Below are 23222 nucleotides of genomic sequence, written 5' to 3' on the forward strand. Positions count from 1 at the left end.
CCCTTATTTGGATTCCACTATTGGCATTTCTGAACATTTATCAGTGGCTTTATCTTCACTTTTTTCAGGCTCGACTTTTGCAATACAAAAACCGGTAAAACCATAAATTAAAGCGAAAATTATTCCGGTGTAACATTGAATAGCCCAAGGAAGATAGTCCAACGTGGGTACCCCTAATGTACTTGCCATATAAATACCAGCAGAGGTCCAAGGTACTAACGGCTCAATAATCGTTCCGGCATCTTCAATCGTACGGGATAGGTTTTTGGTATCCAATCCCATTTTCCGATAGGCATCTTGGAATAGTTCTCCCGGTATCAATAATGCTAACTTACCATCTGAAGTCGTACTAACGACAATAATGGTTGCGACTATAGTGGAACTAATGAGTTGCCCTGTCGTGCGGATAGCATGTAAGAACTTACTTAAAACCACATTCAGAGCACCAATTAAGCTTAAGATCCCCGCAAATGAAAATGCACAAAAAACCAAAAGTATAGTTCCCATCATTGAAAATAACCCACCACGATTCAGTAAGTTGGCGACATCAGGAACCAAGCCATGGATATTGTGACCATTTTCAGAAAACATAGAGACATTAAACCCTTCTACGTAGGCTTGAAAACCTTGTTTCAAGGTGAAGTCTTGAAGAATGATTCCGAGAACAATGGCAATGACAGAGGCACTAAGCATGAGAGGTAAGACAGGCTTCTTCGTTAATGCTCCCCATAAAATCATCACCGGAGGGATAATCAGCAAAATATTAAAGTGATATAATGACTCCAAGCCTAAACTAATTTGCATCACTTTTTCTGGCTCACTAACAGAAGATATGTCAGCATTCTGTCCTGCAAAAAAGAACACAACCGATGCGATAACAAAGCCCGGTATCGTTGTATATAACATATGTTGAATATGAACATACAATGTCGTCCCTGATACGACAGGAGCAAAGTTCGTCGAATCAGACAATGGTGATATTTTATCGCCAAAATAAGCACCAGAAACAACCGCTCCGGCAGCTGCAGCTAAAGAAACATTTAATCCAGCAGCAACCCCCATTAAGGCAACACCAACCGTACCTGCTGATCCCCAAGAAGTACCAGTACAAAGAGACACGACACTGGTAACAAAAAAAGCAGCAATCAATATGTATTCTGGGGTAATGACTTTTAATCCCCAATACACCATATAAGGAATCGTGCCAGAAACCATCCAGCTAGCAATCAATCCCCCTACCGATATTAAAATTAAAATAACAGGCATTGCTTTCGCTAATTTCTCTACGATAGCATTAATGATTTCCTCCCAGCTATACCCTATCTTCCATGCAATACAACCTGTTATCGCTGCCGAAATTAATAGCAAGACTTCAATACGAAGACCTAATATTCCATATCCGACCGCTAACAGCGCAAACATCACGACTATCGGTGTGAGCGCCAAGCCAAATGATGGAAGAGGCTTAGAATTAATCATAGTATTTATCCTCAGAATTTATCCTGAGCAAATAGTAACCAGCTAATAACTCACAAAATGAGACCCCTATACCGTTTCAATGTAAGCGCTTACATGTGATGAATGAATGCAACCTTCATCACGGTTTTATAGATTTAACCGTTTGTCTATGGATTAAAGTTGCCTGAAATTGGTGTTGTTTCGGTGGGGAATAGCCTTCTTTTTTTAAATTTAGTGCTAATTGCGCCGCATAAGCCGACATTTCATCAATTGGGTTATGCATGGTCGTCAGTCTTGGGTGTAGGTAACGAGCCAATAAGACATCATCAAAACCAATGACTGATATATCATCAGGAACGGATACTCCCTGCTCATGTAAACTTGCCATCAATCCAGCCGCCATAACATCATTAAAAGTCACAACAGCGGTGACTCCCGGACAAGACTTCAAAAGCTGATATCCAGCCTCTTCTCCTCCTGATTCACTAAATTTTTGATTAATAATCCACCCAGTTGGGATATCTAAGTTAGCTGCAGCCATCGCTTCCCTATACCCTTCCAACCGTTCTGTTCGATCATCAATTGATAAGCTACTTGTCACACAAGCTATTTTTTTATGCCCTTTCTGAATGAGATATTCGACCGATTGACGAGCCCCTCCACGATTATCAACCCACAAGGCACGATATGAAATCTGTGCAATGTTTCTATTAAGTAATACCATGGCTGGCAGCTGCATCGCATATTGCATTAAAGTTATATCATCCAGCATTTTTGAATATACAACCATGGCCTCACAACCTTGACTCAATAAAAAATCTAGGCCTTCCTTTTCCCTCTGCGCATTATGCCCACCACTGACCACCACTAACTGACAACCATTCGCACGAGCAACCTCTTCCACACTTTGTGAAACTAAAGAAAAAAACGGATCCGCTAAATTTCCGGTTAATAAACCTAATGTATTATTACTCCGGTTAGCTAAAGCGGTTGCACGTGCATCTCGTCGATAATTTAAAGTCTTAATTGCCCGCTCAACGCGCTCTTGAGTCACAGGCTCCACATAACTAGTACGATTGATGACCCGAGAGACTGTCGCCGTTGAAACTCCCGCTAAATCTGCAACATCTTTCATGGTAGACATTCATTGGCTCCTATTAGCTGTTAGGTCTGAATAGGAACATATAAAACTCTGTGAAATAGATAAAGTTAATACTTATAGAATATACAGTTATTGAGATCTAAATTGACATCTCATCGAACAAAAACAAGCATGAATACAAAGCTTACTTTTACTAAATAGACAACAAAAAACCGAAAATTGTAATGCTCGAAAATCGTTTTCCCTTGCAGTATCATGGTCCCATCACAAAAATATGGATTTTGCCCAATGAAAACAGCCCATGATTACCAGTCTCGTCTTGACTATTTGAAGCGCCATTTGCCGACCGAAATCACTCGTATGGTAACCGATGCCCTAAAAGAAGACTTAGGTGGCACACTCGATCCTAATGCTGATATCACCGCCAGCCTAATTCCAGCGGATGCGGTCAATACCGCCAAAATAATTACGCGTGAGCATGGGGTATTTTGTGGTCAAGCATGGGCTGATGAAGTATTCAAACAACTCGGTGGTCAAGTCACCATTGAGTGGCACGTCGTTGATGGTGACACCGTTGAGCCCAATCAAACCTTATGCACCTTAACTGGCCCTGCTCGTATTTTATTAACCGGTGAACGTAATGCGATGAACTTTATTCAAACGCTATCAGGTTGTGCTTCCATCACAGCCCAATACGTCAAAGAGTTACAGGGGACAGATTGCCGCTTATTGGATACTCGTAAAACGATTCCCGGTTTGCGCAGTGCACTCAAATATGCGGTTACTTGCGGAGGTGGCTTCAATCATCGCATTGGAGTTTTTGATGCTTATCTGATTAAAGAAAACCACATCCTCGCGTGTGGCAGCATTGAGAAAGCCATCACCACAGCAAAAGAGCTTAACCCAGGAAAACCGGTCGAAGTAGAAACGGAGTCATTAGAAGAACTCGAAAGGGCCATTCGCGCGGGCGCAGAGATTGTGATGCTTGATAATTTCACTAAAGAAATGATGATCGCTGCTGTCGAGCTCAATAAAAATATTGGATTAGAGCATGGTTTAACCACAGGTCAAGCCGCCTTAGAGAACTCAGGTAACATCACGTTAGAAACTCTAAATGAATACGCTCAAACCGGAGTGGATTACATTTCAGTCGGTGCATTAACTAAGCATATAAAAGCCATGGATTTATCGATGCGAGTTGTTGAATAACCGTCCCCCACAAGAACTGGCCGGGCTACTGCTGGTAACTCGGCTGTGTTACTTATCGAAATTCCCCCAAAGCGATCATCAACCTCTTTAACCATAAGTTATCACCTGAAAACAACGTTTCCCGAACCTCCAATAATCCATCTCCGTGATATCGATTCCATTTTAAGTTCAGCATTTCCAACTAAATTCATACTTTCACTTGCTCCTGTTCTTATCTTAATGCTCCTGAACGGCCTTATTTTGTATTAATTGCCTCGCATTATTTTTCTTTTGCAATGTAATCATCTACCTAGATTTCAAACTCAGTCGAAACGGTGTTTATCGACAATTTTCTTTTTTTCTTAGCCATCTACTCTTGGCGAGGTAATACCCTTTAATTATTCACGGAGATGAAAATGAAACCATTACAACAAAGTAAGAAGACACTACAGCAAGGTTTTACGTTAATTGAATTAATGATCGTAGTGGCAGTGATTGGTGTGCTGGCTGCGATTGCAATTCCGCAATATCAAAATTATGTAAAGAAAGCTGAACTAGGTTCTGCCCTTGCTACAATTGCGGCTTTAAAAATCAATATGGAAGATGGAATAGCTTCAACAGGCTCTTTTCCTAATTATTCAAGTTCACAATTAGGTGTATCAAGCTCTCTTGGAACAATCACTTCAGCACCAGGCACAGGAGCCTCTGCTGCTGGAGCTATAATTTTAAACCTAGGTTCAAAATCTCAATTTACTGGTAAAAAAATAGCTTTAGTTCGTGATGCTGATGGGATTTGGGATTGTGAAAGTACCGTATCTGCAAGTGTCAATATTCTTCCAAGAGGTTGTCAATCTGTAGGCTCTATTACTAACTAATGAACACCAACCTTGCCTCCATTTTACGCCAAGCGGAACTCTTGAATCCTGAGCAAGAGCAGTTAGTGGTGAGCAGCGTTTTAAACGATAATAAAAGCGTCCCCGTGGCTTGCGTGGACGCTGGATTTCTGTCTAGCAATCAACTGTTAAATAAACTCACGACACTCTTTGCCTTATCACAGGCTCAATTAACGCACTATCCATATACGCAAGTGTGTGAGCAACTAGGCATGCGAGATCTGATCGTAAATCATCAAGTTCTTCCATTGCAGATGGATCCTCACCGTCTCTTGATCGCTGTCGCCGATCCCACCAATAATGAAATTGAAAATGACTTCCGTTTTGCGACTGGTAAGCAAATAGAACTCATGCTTGCCGATTGCAAAGAATTGGAAGGGGCGATTCGACGCTTGTATGGCCGCGCGGTTCATTCTGAACACCATAAAGGCAAAGACATAACCCAAGATGAACTTGCAAACTTGGTGGAAGTCAGCAGTGATGAGATTCAAGAAACGGAAGATTTAAGCCAAGATGAGGCCCCTGTCAGCCGCTTTATCAACCAAATATTGCTCGATGCTGTCCGCAAAGGGGCTTCCGATATTCATTTCGAACCCTACGAAGATATCTATCGCGTGCGCTTACGTTGTGATGGCATTTTATTAGAAACCAATCGCCCTGCCCCTCATCTTGGAAGGCGACTTGCTGCACGGATAAAAATACTGTCAAAACTGGATATTGCCGAACGTCGATTACCACAAGATGGCCGCATTAAAATTCGCTTAAATGCGGATACGGCCATTGATATGCGCGTCTCCACCCTACCAACTTTATGGGGGGAAAAAATCGTCTTACGTCTACTCGACAGCAGTGCGGCCAATTTAAACATCGATAAACTCGGCTATAGCGAAACACAAAAGAAACTGTATCTTGATGCCTTGCAACAACCCCAAGGTATGATCCTGATGACCGGCCCAACTGGTAGTGGAAAAACCGTCTCTTTATATACCGGCCTACGTTTACTCAATACCCCAGATAAAAATATTTCTACTGCAGAGGATCCGGTTGAAATCAACTTAACAGGGATCAATCAAGTACAAGTAAAACCCAAAATTGGCTTCACCTTTGCGGCCGCTTTACGAGCATTTTTACGTCAAGATCCTGATGTGGTCATGGTCGGTGAAATACGAGATCTTGAAACAGCTGAAATTGCAGTTAAAGCCGCACAAACCGGTCACTTAGTACTATCTACATTACACACTAACTCTTCGGCTGAAACCATCATCCGTTTGTCCAACATGGGAATTGAAGCTTTTAATCTCGCCTCCTCATTAAGCTTGATTATCGCTCAGCGTTTAGCGCGTCGTTTATGTCCTCATTGCAAACAAGTTGATGAGTTCCCAGAAGCATTACGTCAAACCTTTCATATCGATAACAACATCCCTATTTTTACCGCCAACAAACAGGGCTGCTCGGAGTGTACCGGTGGCTATTCAGGGCGTGTTGGTATCTATGAGGTCATGCCATTTACTACAGAAATTGCCAATGCGGTCATTAAAAAAGCCTCGGCCAATGAGATTGAAATGATTGCGGTAAAACAAGGAATGGCGACCTTACGTCAATCGGGGATCGACAACTTAAAACAAGGCATCACCAGTTTTTCAGAGCTACAACGCGTGTTGTATTTCTAGTTTGGGTTGAAATCAAAATAGAAGGATATGGCTAGATGGCACAAACATCGACACTAAAAGCCCCCGCTTTAAAGAACTTTCAATGGCGCGGAGTAAATAATGTAGGCAAAAAAGTCTCCGGACAAATGCTGGCGATGAATGAAACGGAAGTGCGTACTAAGTTAAAAGAGCAAAGAATTCAAATAAAAAAGCTCAAACGTCGTAGCGTCTCGATAGTGGCTAAAATGAGCCATAAGATAAATAGCAAAGATATCACCATATTAACCCGTCAATTAGCTACCATGACGGCCACAGGCGTCCCCATAGTACAAGCTTTAAAACTGATCTCAGATAACCAACGTAAAGCAGAAATGAAATCGATCTTATCGCAAATTAGCCTTCAGATTGAAGCCGGGACTCCGATTTCAAAGGCCATGCGCTCGGCGAGCCCGTTCTTTGACCCTTTTTATTGCGATCTTATTACCACCGGTGAGCAAACGGGTAATTTGGCCGATGTGTTTGCCCGCCTTGCGACATATAGAGAAAAAAGTGAAGAATTACGCTCTAAGGTGATCAAAGCGATGATCTACCCAGGCATGGTGATCCTGGTCGCCACCCTGGTCTCCATCTTAATGCTAACCATGGTCATCCCTGAATTTGAAGCCATGTTTCGAGGATTTGGCGCCCAATTACCTTGGTTTACGCAACAGGTGATCAACCTTTCTCACTTTATTCAAAGTTATCTCTTTGTCATGATACTAGCCGTCATCATTGTGATTCTAGGACTAAAAGAAGCCCGTAAACGATCGTTTAATATCCGTTTAAAAACCAGCCGCTTCGCATTAAAGATACCGGTATTAGGCGGTGTTTTTTCTAAGGCCGCCATTGCTAAATTTAGCCGTACCTTAGCCACCAGCTTTAGTGCCGGAATTCCTATTCTAAGTAGCTTATTAACGACAGCCAAAACCGCAGGAAATTTACATTATCAAGTCGCGATTGAACAAGTACATCGAGATACTGCCGCGGGGATGCCCATGTACATCGCCATGCGTAATGCAGAAGCTTTTCCTGAAATGGTGTTACAAATGGTCATGATCGGCGAAGAGTCAGGAAACTTAGACGATATGCTCAATAAGGTGGCTGCTATTTATGAATTTGAAGTCGATAACACCGTCGATAACCTAGGTAAAATTATTGAACCTGCGATTATTGTGTTTCTTGGCGTCATAGTTGGTGGGCTTGTTGTCTCACTTTACCTGCCAATCTTTAAGCTAGTTAGTGTATTCTAAGAGAAATTAATGTTTTATTAGACCGAGTTGTAATCTCATGCTCATTTTTGATTATTATCCTATTCTTTTCCCAATTGTTGCCGGACTCTTTGGCTTGATTATTGGCAGTTTTTTAAATGTGGTCATCCACCGCTTACCCATCATGATGGAACGAGAATGGCAACAAGAATGCCTTGAAAGCTTTCCCCAATTAGCACAAGACCCTGAACTTAAATCGCAACTCGCAGCACTAAACAAACCGTTTAACTTAAATGTGCCACGTTCCCGCTGCCCTAAATGTGATACTCAAATTCGGGCTATCGATAATATTCCTGTGCTCAGTTGGCTTTTACTTCGAGGTAAATGCCATCAATGTGCCAACCCTATCAGCTTTCGCTATCCCGCTATCGAATTGCTTACGGCGGCTTTGTGTGTGGTCATTGGCATGTATTTTCCTGCCGATTGGTATGGCGTGGCCTTATTATTTTTTACCTTTGTTTTAGTCTCTGCCACCTTTATCGACCTTGATACCATGTTATTGCCCGACCAACTGACTTTACCCTTAATGTGGGCAGGCATCGCGTTATCTTTATTTCACATCAGCCCTGTTTCTTTACAAGATGCAGTCATTGGTGCCATGGCCGGTTACTTGTGTTTGTGGATTGTCTTTTGGGCCTTTAAATTACTGACAGGTAAAGAAGGCATGGGTTATGGCGATTTCAAACTGTTGGCCGCTCTAGGGGCTTGGCTTGGCTGGCAACAATTGCCACTGCTTATTTTACTCTCTTCCTTAGTTGGATTAATCTTTGGCATTATTCAATTACGTTTGCAAAAACGAGGGATAGAAAAGGCATTTCCATTTGGCCCATATTTAGCCATTGCAGGATGGTTTTGTCTTATTTGGGGGAATGATTTAACCTCTTGGTATCTTACCAATATGTTAGGTATGTAAACCATGACCATGATAGTAGGCTTAACTGGAGGCATTGGCAGTGGCAAAACCACGATTGCTAACCTCTTTGCACAACATTTTAAGATTGATATTGTCGATGCCGATGTGGTCGCACGAGAGGTTGTCGAGCCTAATAGCGTCGGCTTGAAGGCCATCGTAGAACACTTTGGCGTGGAGATGTTAACCCAAGACGGACAACTAAACCGCGCCCAATTGCGAGAACGTATTTTTGCTCATCCGCACGATAAACAATGGATCAACGATTTATTACACCCATTAATTCGCCAACGTATCGATCAGCAACTTCAATCCGTACAATCCGCTTATGCACTGTTAGTAGTTCCTCTGCTCATTGAAAACGATTGGCAGAAAAATATTGACCGATTATTGGTTATCGATGTGGAGCCTCACACTCAAATCATGCGCACTTGTCAGCGTGATGGTGTGACCGAACAACAAGCTCGCTCCATTCTCGCTTCACAAGCTTCTCGAGAACAACGTTTATCTTATGCCGACGATGTCATCAACAACGATGCCCCACTCGATGAGCAAGCAAAACAAAAACTTTTATCTCAAGTCACAGTTTTACACAAAAAGTACCTAGCTTTAAGCGAACAAATTCGGTGACAATAGAGACAGAACATTCACGCACCACCATTATTTGAAGGCGCTATGCTGAAATTCGAACATCCATTAACAGAAAAAGTACGAATTTACCTCAGAGTAGAAACTCTACTGAGGCAACTGCATAAATCGGCCAAGTTAGCATCACCCTTAGAAAGTCAGCTGTTCTTTCGTTCTTTATTTGATTTAATGGACCTCTTTGAACAGATCCATGTGAAATCTGAACTCACCAAAGAGCTCGAAAAACAAAAACTACTTTTTAAAAATTGGTCGAATGTACCAGGAGTGGATCAAAGCTTACTCACTCAAGTTCTACATGATATTGATGCTAACTTTAAAGCGGTAATGGCTGCTGAGCGGTTTGGGGTGTCTCTAAAAGAAGATCGATTTTTAAATACCATCCGACAGCGTTTCAGTTTACCAGGTGGCAATTGCTGCTTTGATCTTCCCGCATTACACTATTGGCAACATTTACCGCAAGAAAAGCGCTTAATAGATGTCAACCGATGGCTACATACCTTGAAACCTCTGCATAATGCCCTCGAATTATTACTAAAGCTTCTTCGAGAAACGGGACGTTATAAGCCACAAATTGCTCGCAATGGTTTTTTTCAAAGTGATGCCAATGACGCGAATATCTTACGCTTAGATATTCCATCTCAACTCGGTGTCTATCCTATGATTTCAGGGCATAAGAATCGCTTTGTGATCAAATTTATTAGCTTTGAAACCAGTATGGCTTACAGCCAAGATGTCGAGTTTACGCTCGCAGTTTGTTAAACTGACACCACTTTCTCAGAACACTCTAGGCTTTATCTGATGACCCAAGCAACTCCGAAAAAAATCACCATAGTAAAATGCCCTACTTGCCAAACAGAAGTCGTGTGGGGTGAGATCAGTCCTTATCGCCCTTTTTGTAGCAAACAATGCCAATTAGTCGATTTTGGTGAGTGGGCTGATGAAGAAAAATCCATTCCAGGCGCACCTGACATGTCAGACTCAGATGGGTGGTCAGAATAGGTTTTCGCTACTCGTAATTAGGGCGCGTTGCTGCTCGGAACTCAAAAAGAACCAGAAGCAAGAGCCAAGGTGCGGGGACGCTTTGCTCGAGAGTCGAAAAGCGTGATCGTTTCTCGGAATCCGGCCGTTTCACTTCTGATGGCTAGGAACTTCTGGTGGCTAGGAAAAGAAAGCGAGTTTCGAGAAAATGCATCCATAAAAGCGTCATCCTGAAAAGCAACGTAGGAGCGCAGTTCAGGATCTCCCCCCACAATTTGAGTCTCACATGTTGTCGAAGATTCCGTATCTTCTTCGTTTAGGCTCATTTACGGAATGACGCTGTTTGTGTATCGAGCAACCAGATTCAACGCTGATTTTCCTAGCAACTAGGGACTCGAAACTAACGACTGTCTTTCCCGAGAAACGAGCAGCATAGCGCCCGATAACCGAGACTCGAATCGCTTTTAACCAAAACGGGCGATGACTTTCTCTAACACCGGTACATTCGCTTCTGGGAAGGCGTAGTCGTTCAAATCTCCGATCGTGACCCACTTCCCTTCTTGGCCTTCTTTTCCGTATGGTTTACCTTCAAAAGCAGAGACCACAAAAAAATCGAAAGTTAAACTTTTATCGGTGTAATCAAAGTCAAAGTGTTCTAAGCGCTCTAAGTGAGTCGCGGTAATATCGATTTCTTCTTGTAACTCACGGATCAATGCTTGTTCCGCCGATTCATTGAGTTCGACTTTACCACCGGGAAACTCCCAATACCCCCCTTTATGTAACTTCTCTGGACGCTTGGTAATGAAAATTTGATCTTGTTGAGAATTTAAAATAACTGCCGCGACGATGTGAATACGTTTCATCGTTCTCCCTTATTTTTCAATTGCTATTCATCAAAGGCCACGCCTTACAATGGATGTACTGATAATAAAAAGGCCGCAACGATTGCGACCTTTTTGATATTTCAATCACTACGGTTAAATTTTACCGTGGCATTGTTTGTATTTTTTGCCTGAACCACATGGACAAGGCTCATTACGCCCTACTTTTCGCTCTTCACGTACACTTGGTTGATTCGATGCAGACTCTTCCGAGTCATCTAAACCATCCGCAGATTCATGTTGCAGCTGTTGATTACGAGCAGCTTCTTCTGCTTGAATGCGACGTTGCTCTTCCATACGATCCACTTCTTCACGTTGCTGAACACGCACACGGCTCAATGTAGAAATGACATCGAATTTTAAGCTATCAAGTAGCTCACCAAATAATTCAAACGATTCACGCTTAAACTCTTGCTTAGGATCTTTTTGCGCATAGCCACGTAGGTGAATACCCTGACGAAGGTGATCCATGGCTGCTAAATGCTCTTTCCATAAGTTATCAAGCGTTTGTAGCATTACTTGACGTTCAAAGCCACGTAAGACTTCAGCACCTACGGCTTCTTCTTTTTGTTTGTAGATAGCACTTGCTTCACTGATCACTCGCTCCAGCAGCACTTCTTCATACAATTTCTCATCTTCGTCTAACCAAGTTTGAATCGGCAGAGCCAAATCAAAATCAGCTTGTAAGCGTTCTTCTAACCCTTTGACATCCCACATTTCGTCAAGAGATTGAGGTGGTATATATTGCTCAAAGACCGAGCTTAAGACATCAATGCGATTCTGCTCTAGCATTTCACTGATATCTTCTGCACCCATCAACTCGTCACGCAGTTCATACACCACTTTACGTTGATCGTTGGCAACGTCATCGTAATCAAGCAACTGCTTACGCACGTCGAAGTTGCGGCCTTCCACTTTACGTTGCGCTTTTTCAATAGAACGCGACAACATACGGCTTTCAATGGCTTCTCCTTCTTCCATACCACTTTGGATAAGACCTGCCATACGCTCTGAAGTAAAGATACGTAATAAAGAATCTTCCATTGATAAGTAGAAGCGTGAAGAACCGGCATCACCTTGACGACCAGAACGACCACGTAGCTGATTATCGATACGGCGAGATTCATGGCGCTCAGTACCAATAATATGCAAACCACCAGACTCTAATACCGCATCATGGACTTTTTTCCATTCCGCCTTAATCTGTGCAATTTGAGCCTCATCTAATGGTGAACCCTGAGAAGCTTCCAGTTTTTCAACTTGGTTTTCCCAACTGCCACCTAATTTAATATCGGTACCACGACCCGCCATATTAGTTGCAATGGTCACCGCACCAGGTGTACCTGCTTGAGCAACGATTTCCGCTTCTTGTTCGTGGAACTTAGCATTCAAAACGTTATGCTTAATTTTGGCGGCTTTGAGTGCATTAGAAAGCAGCTCTGATTTTTCAATCGAAACCGTACCGACTAAGATCGGCTGACCTTTCGCTACACGCTCTTTGATGTCTTCAATAATGGCATCAAATTTTTCTTTTTCTGTACGGTAAACCACATCCGGCATATCGTTACGGATCATTGGGCGGTTCGTTGGAATAACAACCGTATCTAAACCATAGATAGACTGGAATTCAAAAGCTTCCGTATCCGCTGTCCCTGTCATACCAGACAGTTTTTCATACAAACGGAAATAGTTCTGGAAGGTAATCGATGCTAGCGTTTGGTTTTCATTTTGGATCTTAACGCCTTCTTTTGCCTCTACCGCTTGGTGTAGACCTTCAGACCAACGACGACCAGGCATAGTACGCCCAGTATGTTCATCAACGATGATCACTTCACCATCTTTAACGATGTAATCTACGTCTTTTTCAAATAACACATGGGCACGTAACGCAGCACTCACATGATGCAATAAGCTGATGTTAGCCGGTGAATAGAGTGTATCCCCTTCTTCCATCAGGCCATTTTTAATCAACAATTCTTCGACAAATTCTTGACCCGTTTCCGTCATATAAACTTGTTTGGCTTTTTCATCAATGGTGTAGTGTTTATCACCACGATACTCTTCCGTATCTTCTTCATCTTGACGTTCAAGGTGAGGGATTAAGGTATTAATTCGAGTATAAAGCTCTGAACTGTCTTCTGCCGGTCCCGAAATAATTAATGGAGTACGAGCTTCATCGATTAAGATGGAGTCAACTTCATCGACCACCGCAAAGAATCGCTCACGCTGTACGCGGTCTTCTGGACGAAATGCCATATTGTCACGTAAGTAATCGAAACCAAATTCGTTGTTGGTGCCGTATAAAATGTCACATTGATAAGCGGCTTTTTTCTCCGCAGGGATCATGTTAGGTACGTTAATCCCTACCGTCATACCTAAAAATTCAAATAATTCTCGGTTCGTTTCTGCGTCACGTTTTGCTAAGTAATCGTTCACGGTAACAACGTGAACCCCTTTACCCGCAATACCATTTAAATAAGCCGCTAAGGTCGCTGTTAAGGTTTTACCTTCACCCGTACGCATTTCTGCAATTTTGCCAGCATTTAAGACCATACCGCCAATCAACTGAACGTCGAAATGGCGCATACCATAAATTCGTTTTGATGCTTCACGAACAGTGGCAAACGCTTCTGGTAATAATTTATCTAATGATTCACCATTGTTGTGACGTTCACGGAACTCAATGGTTTTATGTTGAAGTTGCTCATCGGTTAGCGCTTCATATTCTGGTTCGAAGCTATTAATTTGATTTACGATTTTTCTCAGTTGGCGTAGTGTTCTGTCATTACGACTGCCAATCACACTGGTCAGTAACTTAGTTAACATTATTTACGAATCTCTCTTCCTGATCTTTCGGATCTATGCTTCAGCTTCTCACAATTCAATACTAAGAATACTGAGATAATTTGGTCTACTTGTCATATGGTGCCAATAAAGCCCACTTTCAATAGCAATACTCAAAGTAATTAGGACAAGTGATTGCACTTATACCAAGTGACACTAATAACTGTGGGTATTTATACAAGTTGTCTATATAGTATGGGATTCTGACACTATCTTCTATCTACAAACGTCTTTGTTTGCACTCATCCTCATTATTTTTGATCAAAAATAGTATTTTTTGACATTATTAATGTTTGATGGCGCATAATAATACCAATCAAGATTTAAAGCACAGTTATCACACTTTTTAACAAACCCAGATGAAGTAAACAAATCAGGATGAAGTGATAATTAGTGCAACTGATATAATAGCCACCACGTTTTTCTGGCGGGAGAATCCATGCGAGACCATCGGCCTAAGCTCACACAAGACTGGATTTCAGGTACGCAACTGAAAGCATTTTCTGAGCATGTCTCTGAAATATTATCCATTAATGAAGTCTTAAAAAATATTTTACCGCCAAGTATGATAAAGCATTGTCGAGCCGCGAATGTTCGCCATAGTCAACTATTAATAGAAGTGGCCAATGCTTCAATCCAAATGAAACTCAACTATGAAAGAATTCGAATTTTGTCTGAGTTACGTAGCGCAGGCTTTTCACGCTTAGTGGGTATCGAATTTAAAATTAATCCCGAGTTATATAGCGGTCCTGTCATTAAAGAAGATGAGCCTACTTATAAGCAGCATTCCTTAAGCGAGGAAGCGGCCCAATCAATTTTAATGGTGGCCGACTTTGCTCCACCTAAATTACAAAAAAGGCTGAAAAGCTTGGCGCAACTGGCACAAAAGAAAACCTCAAAATAAGACCAATCGTCCTAATTAACCTCAGCTTCGGTAACTAGAAGTCACTCAATACCGTACTTTAGGTGTCTAACTTTGTTTAATCCAAAAAAAAGCCAGACTTCTCAGTCTGGCTTTTCATACTTAATTCTATATTAAGCTAATACTGTATTTGGTAACGCATCACCAAAGGCAACAGGAGAACCGGCTTCTTCTTCAAAGGTTGCCCATTCCCACGCTTCTTGATCGGCAAGTACTGCACGTAATAATTGGTTGTTTAGTGCATGGCCGGTTTTATAAGCACGTAGCTCACCAACAATGCTATGACCACACATGTATAAGTCACCAATGGCGTCTAATACTTTGTGAGTCACAAACTCATTACTAAAACGCAGACCTTCTTCATTCAAAATACGATATTCATCAAGTACGATGGCACAATCAAAGCTACCACCTAAACAAAGGTTTTGCGATTGTAAGTACTCAATATCACGCATAAAGCCAAAAGTACGTGCACGAGAAATATCTTTGATGAAAGCCTGAGATGAGAAATCAAACAACATATGTTGCTGTTCTGAATCAATCGCAGGGTGATCAAATTCAATTTCAAAATCCATACGGAAGCCGTTATAAGGAACAAGTTCTGCCCACTTATCACCATCTTCAATTCGTACTGGTTTTTTAATGCGAATAAAACGTTTTTGTGCGTTTAGGGTTTCGACACCTGCTGATTGTAGCAAGTAAACAAATGGGCTAGCACTACCATCCATAATTGGAATTTCAGGTGCGTCAACCTCAATAATAATATTGTCGATTCCCATTCCCGATAAAGCTGCATTTAAGTGCTCAACGGTAGAAATTCGGATGCCTTCATCATTAACCAATGCTGTACACAACATAGTATCGCGTACAGAACTTGGATCTGATGGAAAATCCACTGGCGGATTCATATCTGTTCTACGATAAATAATACCGGTATTAGCAGGCGCAGGACGTAGCGTAAGGGTGACTTTTCGACCGGAGTGGAGGCCCACACCAGTTGTTTTCACCATTTCTTTTAAAGTACGTTGTCTGATCATCTAAATTGCCTCTAATTCATACCATATATCATGGTCAGTCCAGTGACTGGTCAGATATGCTATCACATATTGGAAACATTTCAAGCAAATTGGTTTAAACTCAATCAGCTTGATGTCTCAAGAACGCCGGGATATCCAAATAGCCACTATCGTTTTCATCCGGTTTCTTCACTGTATTAGAATGAGTACTTGATGAGCTCGACCCAGTGCTTGCTGGTACTTTATTAGTACGAAGCATTGGCTGTGGAGCCTCTTCTTCTTGTTTTACCGGTTGTTGTGCTGGTGCCGTTTGCACTGCAGGTTGAGGCGCTGCTGCTTTTGTTGCAGTACCTTTCACCAAAGTGATATCTGGTTGGTAAGAGTTACCAATACCAGTTGCCACAACAGTCACACGAATTTCATCACTCATATCAGGGTCTAGTGAAGTACCAATAACGACCGTTGCATTATCAGATGCAAAGGCTTTCACGGTATTACCAACGGTCTCGAATTCTTCAAGACGCATATCTAAACCAGCCGTAATGTTCACCAGTACGCCACGAGCTCCAGCCAGATCGATGTCTTCTAGCAATGGACTAGAAATAGCAATTTCTGCCGCTTCTTCTGCACGATCTTCACCGGTTGCAATTCCACTGCCCATCATGGCATGACCCATTTCAGACATCACGGTACGCACATCAGCAAAGTCAACGTTCATCATACCAGGACGTGTAATTAGCTCAGCAATACCTTGAACCGCATTTTTCAATACGTCGTTCGCTTTCGCAAACGCTTCAAGCAATGTGATACCACGGCCTAGTACTTTTAAAAGCTTTTCATTTGGGATCGTAATTAAAGAGTCAACATGCTTAGAAAGTTCTTCAATACCTTGTTCAGCAAAAGCCATACGCTTTTTACCTTCAAAGCTAAAAGGTTTCGTCACAACTGCAACCGTTAGAATGCCTAACTCTTTTGCTACTTCAGCAATAACAGGTGCTGCACCAGTACCTGTACCACCACCCATACCCGCAGCGATAAAAACCATATCAGCTCCCGCCAATACCGCTTTAATTGCTTCACGATCTTCAAGTGCAGAATCACGGCCTACTTGTGGGTTTGCACCCGCGCCTAAACCCTTGGTGATATCACCACCAATTTGAATAACATTACTGACACTTACTTTACGTAGCGCTTGGGCATCTGTATTAACACTGATGAACTCCACCCCTTCGATGGATTCTCTCACCATGTGTTCTACAGCGTTACCGCCACCGCCACCAACTCCAACGACCTTAATTACTGCATCGTCAGACATTTCCATCATCGGTTCAAACATGTGTTTTCTCCGTTTCTTCCTGTTCGCCTCAGGTTAAAACTCGTTTTTTATCCAATTACGTAGCTTCTGAATGAAATCAGAAACTGCATTTCCAGAACGTTGTTGTTTTGGTGCAGTATGCTGATATTCACTCTCATCATAAAACTGACTGTCTTTGGCGTAATGTAACAATCCAACGGCAGTTGCATGATATGGCTCTTTAACGTAGTCAGTTAACCCTCTGACCTCTAGGGGTTTACCAATTCTCACTTGATTGCGGAATACACGCTCGGCACATTCCACTAATCCTTCAATTTGTGAGGCACCGCCAGTTAAAACAATACCAGCAGCAAGATGATGCTTAATACCATCTTCTCGTAATTTAGCTTGCACAGAATCAATCGTTTGATTAACCATGCCCATAAGTTCAGTATATCGAGGTTCTATGACTTCTGCCAAAGTTTGACGTTGTAAACTTCGAGAAGGTCGACCACCGACACTAGGCACATTCACTGTATCATCTTTACTGACCAGTTCACTTAATGCACAGCCATATTTTACTTTTATCTCTTCAGCATCGCTGACAGGTGTACCAAATGCAAAGGCTATATCGCTCGTAACCGCATTCCCAGCATAGGAAAATACTTTTGTGTGACGTAGCGCACCACCTGTCCAAATGGATAACTCCATTGTGCCGGCACCAATATCGATAACACAAACGCCTAATTCACGCTCATCATCAGTGATAACCGCGTTACTTGATGCCAAACCTGAATAGATTAATTGTTCAACTTTTAAGTTACAACGCTCGACGGCTTTAATAATATTTCGAGCCATATCGTTATGACAAGAAATCAAATGCACACTCGCTTCCATACGAACTCCCGACAAGCCAAGTGGGTTTTTTATTCCTTCTTGGTAGTCGATGGTAAATTCTTGTGGAATCACGTGTAAAATGCGCTGCTCTTCGCCAATTTTAATCGATTTTGCGGTATGAATGACACGATCAATGTCATCTTGAGAGACTTCTTCTTCTGAAATTGCCCCCATGCCTTTTTCGATACGGCTGGCGATATGCTTACCAGAAAGAGAAAGATACACACTTGTGATCTGGCATTCTGCCATCAATTCAGCTTGATCAATTGCACGTTGTACGGACTTCACCACTGACTCAAGATCGTTAACACCACCTTTATCCATACCATGAGATGAGCTCGTCCCCGCACCAATAATATTAATTTGGCCATCGGGAAGAACTTCGCCTACTAGGGCTGATACGGTTGCGGTACCGATATCAAGACCAACGACAATGTTACCTTCTGCGGTCTTCGTCATTTATTTCTCTCTTGTGCTGAATCATCATCTGGGATCCAACCAACGGCGGCCCCAGTATCATATCGAAGATCGATGTAGCTGATTTTGTCTACTTTATCACCTAAGCGACTGTAGAGCTGTATAAAACGATTTAAACGGTCTTCGCGAGCATCTTTACCCAACTCTAAACGAATGCCATTATCCAAAATTAATTGCCATGCCCGTCGATCATTTAACACGACAGAGGTAATAGTGCGACCAAGCGGTTTCAGCTTAGCCATACTACTTCTCCAAATATCTAAAACTTGTTTGCTTGAACCTTGGGGACCATATAAATTGACTGAATTTTCAGGAACGTCCTCTGGATGACCATTAAAAACATCACCATGAGGATTTAAAAGAGCATTCCCATTCCAGATAGCAATAGCTTTATATTCAACAATATACACCTTAATTAAATCAGGCCATTGTTTACGAACTGAAACTTGTTCAACCCAAGGTAAAGATTGCACCGCTTTTTGTAATTGATTGACATCTTGGGTCATAAACGTCCCCAAAGTGGCTAATCCCGCCAACGCGGATTGCACTTGTTGGGGAGTAACTTGGTGTAAATCACCTTCAACCATAACACGAGAAAGCGGTAAACGTTGTTCATCGGTCATCCAACTCAAGGTTGAATATAATAATGAGGCGATTCCAATGACCACTAATAGAAAAAATACCCCACCAAACCAATGCTGTTTCACTGGTGATGGACGCGGGGTATCTTCATCCCGATGTTGTTGTTCGAGCATGGTATCTACAGTGATATTCATAATGAGCAGTTAAACTCTAAATTATTCATTAAATGCCCATTATTTGATGCAAAACGGACGCTATATCCCTATAACAGGTGCAATTAACAGAGATTATACTGACCGAAACGCAGAGTGCCAATAAAAGTCGTCGCTATTTTACTCACTAATGACTTTCATTTGATTAATATTCAACTTCAACTGTTCCAAATTCTTAGCCACACGACCAACATCTCCAGCCCCTTGTGTTAACACTAAGTCATTATCTTCAAGTAGACTCGCTAATGCGGAAGGTAATTTATTAGAAGCATCGACAAAAATAGGATCGATTTTGCCACGGCTACGAATGGTTCGACACAAAGAACGACTGTCAGCACCAGCAATGGGTTTTTCGCCTGCCGAGTAAACATCCAACATAATCAATACATCGACTTTTTCTAATACATTAGCAAAATCATCGTATAAGTCACGAGTACGACTGTATCGGTGTGGTTGGAAAATCATCACTAAACGTTTTTCAGGCCAACCAGAACGTGCCGCTTGAATCGTCACATCCACTTCACTTGGGTGATGACCATAATCATCCACCAGCATGGCATGACCATTTCCAGTATCAAACTCACCTAAATGATCAAAGCGGCGCCCGGTACCTTGAGTACTGACTAGGGCACGAATAATCGCTTCATCGGCAATGTCATCTTCCGTTGCAACCGCGATGGCAGCCGAAGCATTAAGAGCATTATGTTTACCTGGAATATTGAGCGTAATATCTAAGTCTGCATGACCTTGACGTAGCACAGTAAACTTACCTTGTTGACCTGATTGTTGATAATTAACAATACGAACATCAGCGTCTTCAGAGAAACCATACGTGATCACTTGACGGCTCACTCGTGGGATCAATTCGCGCACGATAGGATCATCAATACACATAATCGCTTGACCATAAAACGGCAAGTTGTGTAGAAAATCGATGAAGGTTTGTTTTAATGTTTCAAAGTCACCGCCATACGTATCCATGTGATCCGCTTCTATATTGGTCACAATACTTACCATAGGCTGCAAATGTAAAAATGAAGCATCACTTTCATCCGCTTCAGCAATCAAATAACGACTTGAACCTAAACGAGCATTTGTGCCAGCGCTTTTCACCAAACCGCCATTAACAAAAGTAGGATCCAGCCCCGCTTCATAATAAATTTGGGTAACTAAGGCCGTTGTGGTGGTTTTTCCATGTGTACCCGCCACTGCAATACCATGACGAAAACGCATAAGCTCTGCCAACATTTCCGCTCGACGAACGACAGGAATACGCAATTCTTTTGCCGCAATTAACTCTGGATTTTCCTGTGAAATCGCAGTGGAGACAACCACGACGCTTGCTTGTTTTATGTTGTCGGCTTGATGACCGATATAGATAGTCGCGCCTTTATTTTTTAATCGTTCTGTGACTGGGTTTTCAGCCAGATCAGAACCACTAATCTCATAGCCTTCATTCAACAATACTTCGGCAATACCGCTCATGCCAGCGCCGCCAATCCCAACAAAGTGGATGCATTTTACTCGACGCATTTCCGGTACAATTGCGCGTAATTCAGATAAATTTGGATTTTGTTTGGTTAACATATTTTTTCTCATTTTTTGACGCAATTGACTTGGCTTACCGCAATGATGGCTTCGGCGACTCGAGCATCCGCGTCTGTCATCGCCGCCGCTCGTGCTTGTTCAGCCATGCTCAGTAACTTAGCTCTATCAAGTTGTTGTAGCTGCTCGGTCAAGGTTTGTATTGTTAGGTCAGGTTGTTCAATCATTAAGGCGGCGCCACATTGGACTAAATGATCCGCATTTAACGCTTGTTGACGATCTTTATGCATGAAGGGAATGAAAATTGCCCCAACGCCTGCCGCTGAAACTTCAGAGACCGTCAATGCCCCCGAGCGACAAACTAATACATCGGCCCAAGCATATGCTTGAGCAACATCATCAATAAATTCTGTCACCTCAGCATTGGATACTTGGTGTTGCTGATAAAGTGCTTCCACCATTTGCTGTTGGCCCTTACCCGCTTGGTGACGGATTTCATATTGCTCACCTAATGCCTGCATCACGGGTGGCAAGGTGGTATTTAAGATACGAGCACCTTGGCTTCCCCCCATCACAAGAATTCGAATGGCACCTTGACGATCCGCAAATCGTTGCTGGGGCTCTGGTAAACTCGCCACATCTTGTCGCACTGGGTTACCCACTACCTCAGCTTGAGGGAAAGCGCCAGGGAAGGCTTGCATCACTCGTTTAGCAATTTTAGATAGCCATTGGTTAGTTAAACCCGCGACGGCATTTTGTTCATGCAATACCACTGGAATACCTGATAACCAAGCCGCCACACCACCGGGACCACTTACGTAACCGCCCATGCCTAATACCACATCCGGTTGCCAAGCTTTAATATGTTTACGCGCCTGCATAATCGCATTAATAATTTGAAAAGGTGCTTTAAGTAATTTCAGCACCCCTTGGCCACGCAAACCTTTAACATGAATAAAATCAATCTCGATTCCATGTTTAGGGACTAACTCTGCTTCCATACGATCAGGCGTACCGAGCCAACGAATTTCCCAACCTTGTTGTTGTAATTGCTTTGCGACAGCCAGTCCTGGGAAAACGTGTCCACCAGTACCACCCGCCATAACTAATAAGCGTTTAGTTTGTTTCATTGTTATTCAACTCTTGTTGGGTTGTTTTTGATGGCGCTTTAGTGGGATTGCTAGCTTGCATCAAGTTTGCCAAACGATTTTCATAATCAATACGTAATAAAATAGCCACCGCGGTCATCATGATGATCAAACTAGAGCCACCATAACTGATCAACGGCAAAGTCAGTCCCTTCGTGGGTACAATCGCAGCTGCCGCCCCCACGTTGACTAAGGTTTGGAAAGCAAACCAAATACTGATACTGATCGCCAAAAAGCCGCCAAATAATTGGCCAGATTGTAATGACCGCTTACCAATCACTAGAGCTTTATACACTAAAGCAAAAATCATACATAAGATCAGAGCAACTCCCGCAAAACCAAGCTCTTCACCTACCACAGCAAACACAAAGTCAGTATGAGCTTCAGGAAGGTATTCGAGCTTTTGGATTGAGTTACCTAAACCTTGTCCAAACAAGCCACCACGGCCAAACGCCATTAACGATTGTGTTAACTGATAACCACTACCAAATGGGTCTTCAAACGGGTTTAAAAAAGAGGTGACACGACGAATACGATAAGGCTCTGCTAAAATCAGCATAACCACCGCGCCAACACCTGCAAACAATAAATAGATAAACTGAGTGAGTTTTGCCCCGGCAATAAATAACATGCCAAACAACGTCACCAGCATAACCACAACGGTCCCTAAGTCAGGCTGTGCTAATAATAAAACCGCCAAACAACAAAAGACGATGAGCGGTTTACCAAAGCCACCAAAGAAAGACGCTTTGACTTCATCGCTCTTTCGGACTAAATAGCTCGACATAAAAATAAATAACGATAATTTAGCCACTTCAGCGGGCTGTAAATTAAAAAGCCCTAAAGGGATCCAACGGGAAGCCCCATTGACCGAGTGTCCAACTAACAGAACCACGAGCAAAAGAAACATCGAAAATAACAGCAAATGCATGCTGTGCTTCATCCAACGCTCTAATGGAATTTGTACCACTACCACTGCCGTGCATAAGGCTAAAAAGAGAAACACCGCATGACGAGCCATAAAATGAAATGGCTCCCCAGTTAAGCGAGAACTAATCGGAAATGAGGCGGATGTCACCATCACTAAGCCCGTTAACATCAGACTAAACGCCAACCACAGTAATTGACGGTCATAAAGCACTTCGGGTGAAGGTTGACGCACCCAACCTTGCATTCCTTTTGTTATATTTTTTACTTTTGCTTTAACCACTTTTAGCCTTCAACCGAATAAATAGAGCGAAACAGAATGGTGTTATACGAGCTGTTACGAG

The 23222-nt window shown here is 42.4% G+C and carries 20 protein-coding genes; 9 read left to right on the forward strand and 11 right to left on the reverse strand.

Features of this window, described 5'->3' with window-relative positions:
* Positions 1 to 3 precede the first annotated feature (3 nt).
* Both nhaC and VCA1004_RS09605 read right to left on the reverse strand, forming a co-directional pair.
* The gene (nhaC, locus tag VCA1004_RS09600) at positions 4 to 1479 is read right to left on the reverse strand and encodes a Na+/H+ antiporter NhaC (RefSeq protein ID WP_086981564.1); all 1476 of its coding nucleotides are present in this window, start codon (positions 1477 to 1479) and stop codon (positions 4 to 6) included.
* A 118-nt stretch (positions 1480 to 1597) separates the two neighbouring features.
* Positions 1598 to 2602 (reverse strand): LacI family DNA-binding transcriptional regulator, encoded by a 1005-nt coding sequence (locus tag VCA1004_RS09605; protein ID WP_086981565.1) that lies wholly within the window; start codon positions 2600 to 2602, stop codon positions 1598 to 1600.
* A 246-nt stretch (positions 2603 to 2848) separates the two neighbouring features.
* Here VCA1004_RS09605 and nadC point away from each other — a divergent pair, with 246 nt between their 5' ends.
* The 8 genes from nadC (at position 2849) to yacG (ending at position 10154) form a co-directional block, all read left to right on the forward strand.
* Positions 2849 to 3769, forward strand: coding sequence for a carboxylating nicotinate-nucleotide diphosphorylase (gene nadC, locus VCA1004_RS09610; RefSeq protein WP_086981566.1), 921 nt, complete (start codon positions 2849 to 2851; stop codon positions 3767 to 3769).
* 395 nt (positions 3770 to 4164) lie between these two features.
* Positions 4165 to 4623 carry a pilin gene (locus VCA1004_RS09615; RefSeq protein WP_086981567.1) on the forward strand — a complete coding sequence of 153 codons (459 nt, stop codon included), beginning with the start codon at positions 4165 to 4167 and terminating at the stop codon, positions 4621 to 4623.
* Positions 4623 to 6311: a type IV-A pilus assembly ATPase PilB gene (pilB, locus tag VCA1004_RS09620; RefSeq protein WP_086981568.1), complete on the forward strand. Its 1689-nt coding sequence runs from the start codon at positions 4623 to 4625 to the stop codon at positions 6309 to 6311. Before VCA1004_RS09615 ends, pilB begins: the two co-directional genes overlap by 1 nt.
* Before the next feature lie 35 nt (positions 6312 to 6346).
* Positions 6347 to 7579, forward strand: a complete 1233-nt coding sequence (locus VCA1004_RS09625) for a type II secretion system F family protein (protein WP_086981569.1) — start codon at positions 6347 to 6349, stop codon at positions 7577 to 7579.
* Between the two features lie 37 nt (positions 7580 to 7616).
* A complete protein-coding gene (locus VCA1004_RS09630; protein WP_086981570.1) occupies positions 7617 to 8510 on the forward strand; it encodes a prepilin peptidase in 894 nt (297 codons plus the stop codon).
* Positions 8511 to 8513: 3 nt separating this feature from the next.
* Positions 8514 to 9137 carry a dephospho-CoA kinase gene (coaE, locus tag VCA1004_RS09635; RefSeq protein WP_086981571.1) on the forward strand — a complete coding sequence of 208 codons (624 nt, stop codon included), beginning with the start codon at positions 8514 to 8516 and terminating at the stop codon, positions 9135 to 9137.
* 45 nt (positions 9138 to 9182) lie between these two features.
* Positions 9183 to 9914, forward strand: coding sequence for a cell division protein ZapD (zapD, locus tag VCA1004_RS09640; RefSeq protein ID WP_086981572.1), 732 nt, complete (start codon positions 9183 to 9185; stop codon positions 9912 to 9914).
* A 39-nt stretch (positions 9915 to 9953) separates the two neighbouring features.
* Positions 9954 to 10154 (forward strand): DNA gyrase inhibitor YacG, encoded by a 201-nt coding sequence (gene yacG / locus VCA1004_RS09645; RefSeq protein ID WP_086981573.1) that lies wholly within the window; start codon positions 9954 to 9956, stop codon positions 10152 to 10154.
* A 443-nt stretch (positions 10155 to 10597) separates the two neighbouring features.
* On the opposite strand, the gene mutT is transcribed toward yacG, so the two are convergent.
* On the reverse strand, positions 10598 to 10996 hold the full coding sequence (mutT, locus tag VCA1004_RS09650) for an 8-oxo-dGTP diphosphatase MutT (protein ID WP_086981574.1): 399 nt from the start codon (positions 10994 to 10996) through the stop codon (positions 10598 to 10600).
* 114 nt (positions 10997 to 11110) lie between these two features.
* Entirely contained in the window at positions 11111 to 13840 is a 2730-nt protein-coding gene (gene secA, locus VCA1004_RS09655; protein WP_086981575.1) for a preprotein translocase subunit SecA, read from the reverse strand.
* A 457-nt stretch (positions 13841 to 14297) separates the two neighbouring features.
* Between secA and VCA1004_RS09660 the strand changes: the two genes are divergently transcribed.
* Positions 14298 to 14762 carry a DUF721 domain-containing protein gene (locus VCA1004_RS09660; RefSeq protein ID WP_086981576.1) on the forward strand — a complete coding sequence of 155 codons (465 nt, stop codon included), beginning with the start codon at positions 14298 to 14300 and terminating at the stop codon, positions 14760 to 14762.
* A 131-nt stretch (positions 14763 to 14893) separates the two neighbouring features.
* On the opposite strand, the gene lpxC is transcribed toward VCA1004_RS09660, so the two are convergent.
* The 7 genes from lpxC to ftsW all read right to left on the reverse strand — a co-directional run bounded on the left by lpxC (position 14894) and on the right by ftsW (position 23125).
* Positions 14894 to 15817 carry a UDP-3-O-acyl-N-acetylglucosamine deacetylase gene (gene lpxC, locus VCA1004_RS09665; RefSeq protein WP_086981577.1) on the reverse strand — a complete coding sequence of 308 codons (924 nt, stop codon included), beginning with the start codon at positions 15815 to 15817 and terminating at the stop codon, positions 14894 to 14896.
* Positions 15818 to 15917: 100 nt separating this feature from the next.
* Entirely contained in the window at positions 15918 to 17132 is a 1215-nt protein-coding gene (gene ftsZ, locus VCA1004_RS09670; protein ID WP_086981578.1) for a cell division protein FtsZ, read from the reverse strand.
* A 33-nt stretch (positions 17133 to 17165) separates the two neighbouring features.
* Positions 17166 to 18446 carry a cell division protein FtsA gene (gene ftsA, locus VCA1004_RS09675; protein WP_086981579.1) on the reverse strand — a complete coding sequence of 427 codons (1281 nt, stop codon included), beginning with the start codon at positions 18444 to 18446 and terminating at the stop codon, positions 17166 to 17168.
* The gene (locus VCA1004_RS09680; protein ID WP_232012649.1) at positions 18443 to 19219 is read right to left on the reverse strand and encodes a cell division protein FtsQ/DivIB; all 777 of its coding nucleotides are present in this window, start codon (positions 19217 to 19219) and stop codon (positions 18443 to 18445) included. Before VCA1004_RS09680 ends, ftsA begins: the two co-directional genes overlap by 4 nt.
* A gap of 159 nt (positions 19220 to 19378) precedes the next feature.
* Positions 19379 to 20845: a UDP-N-acetylmuramate--L-alanine ligase gene (gene murC, locus VCA1004_RS09685; RefSeq protein ID WP_164520850.1), complete on the reverse strand. Its 1467-nt coding sequence runs from the start codon at positions 20843 to 20845 to the stop codon at positions 19379 to 19381.
* 8 nt (positions 20846 to 20853) lie between these two features.
* The gene (gene murG / locus VCA1004_RS09690; protein WP_086981582.1) at positions 20854 to 21933 is read right to left on the reverse strand and encodes an undecaprenyldiphospho-muramoylpentapeptide beta-N-acetylglucosaminyltransferase; all 1080 of its coding nucleotides are present in this window, start codon (positions 21931 to 21933) and stop codon (positions 20854 to 20856) included.
* The gene (gene ftsW / locus VCA1004_RS09695; RefSeq protein ID WP_086984558.1) at positions 21920 to 23125 is read right to left on the reverse strand and encodes a cell division protein FtsW; all 1206 of its coding nucleotides are present in this window, start codon (positions 23123 to 23125) and stop codon (positions 21920 to 21922) included. Before ftsW ends, murG begins: the two co-directional genes overlap by 14 nt.
* Positions 23126 to 23222 lie beyond the last annotated feature (97 nt).

The organism is Vibrio aphrogenes (assembly GCF_002157735.2).
Taxonomy (GTDB): Bacteria; Pseudomonadota; Gammaproteobacteria; order Enterobacterales; family Vibrionaceae; genus Vibrio; species Vibrio aphrogenes.

Coding starts and splice junctions, on each gene's coding strand:
- murG (WP_086981582.1), bottom strand. CDS start 21,933: ATGAAACAAACTAAACGCTTATTAGTTATGGCGGGTGGTACTGGTGGA.
- coaE (WP_086981571.1), top strand. CDS start 8,514: ATGACCATGATAGTAGGCTTAACTGGAGGCATTGGCAGTGGCAAAACC.
- pilB (WP_086981568.1), top strand. CDS start 4,623: ATGAACACCAACCTTGCCTCCATTTTACGCCAAGCGGAACTCTTGAAT.
- nadC (WP_086981566.1), top strand. CDS start 2,849: ATGAAAACAGCCCATGATTACCAGTCTCGTCTTGACTATTTGAAGCGC.
- secA (WP_086981575.1), bottom strand. CDS start 13,840: ATGTTAACTAAGTTACTGACCAGTGTGATTGGCAGTCGTAATGACAGA.
- zapD (WP_086981572.1), top strand. CDS start 9,183: ATGCTGAAATTCGAACATCCATTAACAGAAAAAGTACGAATTTACCTC.
- VCA1004_RS09680 (WP_232012649.1), bottom strand. CDS start 19,219: ATGCTCGAACAACAACATCGGGATGAAGATACCCCGCGTCCATCACCA.
- mutT (WP_086981574.1), bottom strand. CDS start 10,996: ATGAAACGTATTCACATCGTCGCGGCAGTTATTTTAAATTCTCAACAA.
- ftsZ (WP_086981578.1), bottom strand. CDS start 17,132: ATGTTTGAACCGATGATGGAAATGTCTGACGATGCAGTAATTAAGGTC.
- VCA1004_RS09660 (WP_086981576.1), top strand. CDS start 14,298: ATGCGAGACCATCGGCCTAAGCTCACACAAGACTGGATTTCAGGTACG.
- ftsW (WP_086984558.1), bottom strand. CDS start 23,125: ATGCAAGGTTGGGTGCGTCAACCTTCACCCGAAGTGCTTTATGACCGT.
- VCA1004_RS09630 (WP_086981570.1), top strand. CDS start 7,617: ATGCTCATTTTTGATTATTATCCTATTCTTTTCCCAATTGTTGCCGGA.
- VCA1004_RS09615 (WP_086981567.1), top strand. CDS start 4,165: ATGAAACCATTACAACAAAGTAAGAAGACACTACAGCAAGGTTTTACG.
- VCA1004_RS09625 (WP_086981569.1), top strand. CDS start 6,347: ATGGCACAAACATCGACACTAAAAGCCCCCGCTTTAAAGAACTTTCAA.
- yacG (WP_086981573.1), top strand. CDS start 9,954: ATGACCCAAGCAACTCCGAAAAAAATCACCATAGTAAAATGCCCTACT.
- ftsA (WP_086981579.1), bottom strand. CDS start 18,446: ATGACGAAGACCGCAGAAGGTAACATTGTCGTTGGTCTTGATATCGGT.
- nhaC (WP_086981564.1), bottom strand. CDS start 1,479: ATGATTAATTCTAAGCCTCTTCCATCATTTGGCTTGGCGCTCACACCG.
- murC (WP_164520850.1), bottom strand. CDS start 20,845: ATGTTAACCAAACAAAATCCAAATTTATCTGAATTACGCGCAATTGTA.
- lpxC (WP_086981577.1), bottom strand. CDS start 15,817: ATGATCAGACAACGTACTTTAAAAGAAATGGTGAAAACAACTGGTGTG.
- VCA1004_RS09605 (WP_086981565.1), bottom strand. CDS start 2,602: ATGTCTACCATGAAAGATGTTGCAGATTTAGCGGGAGTTTCAACGGCG.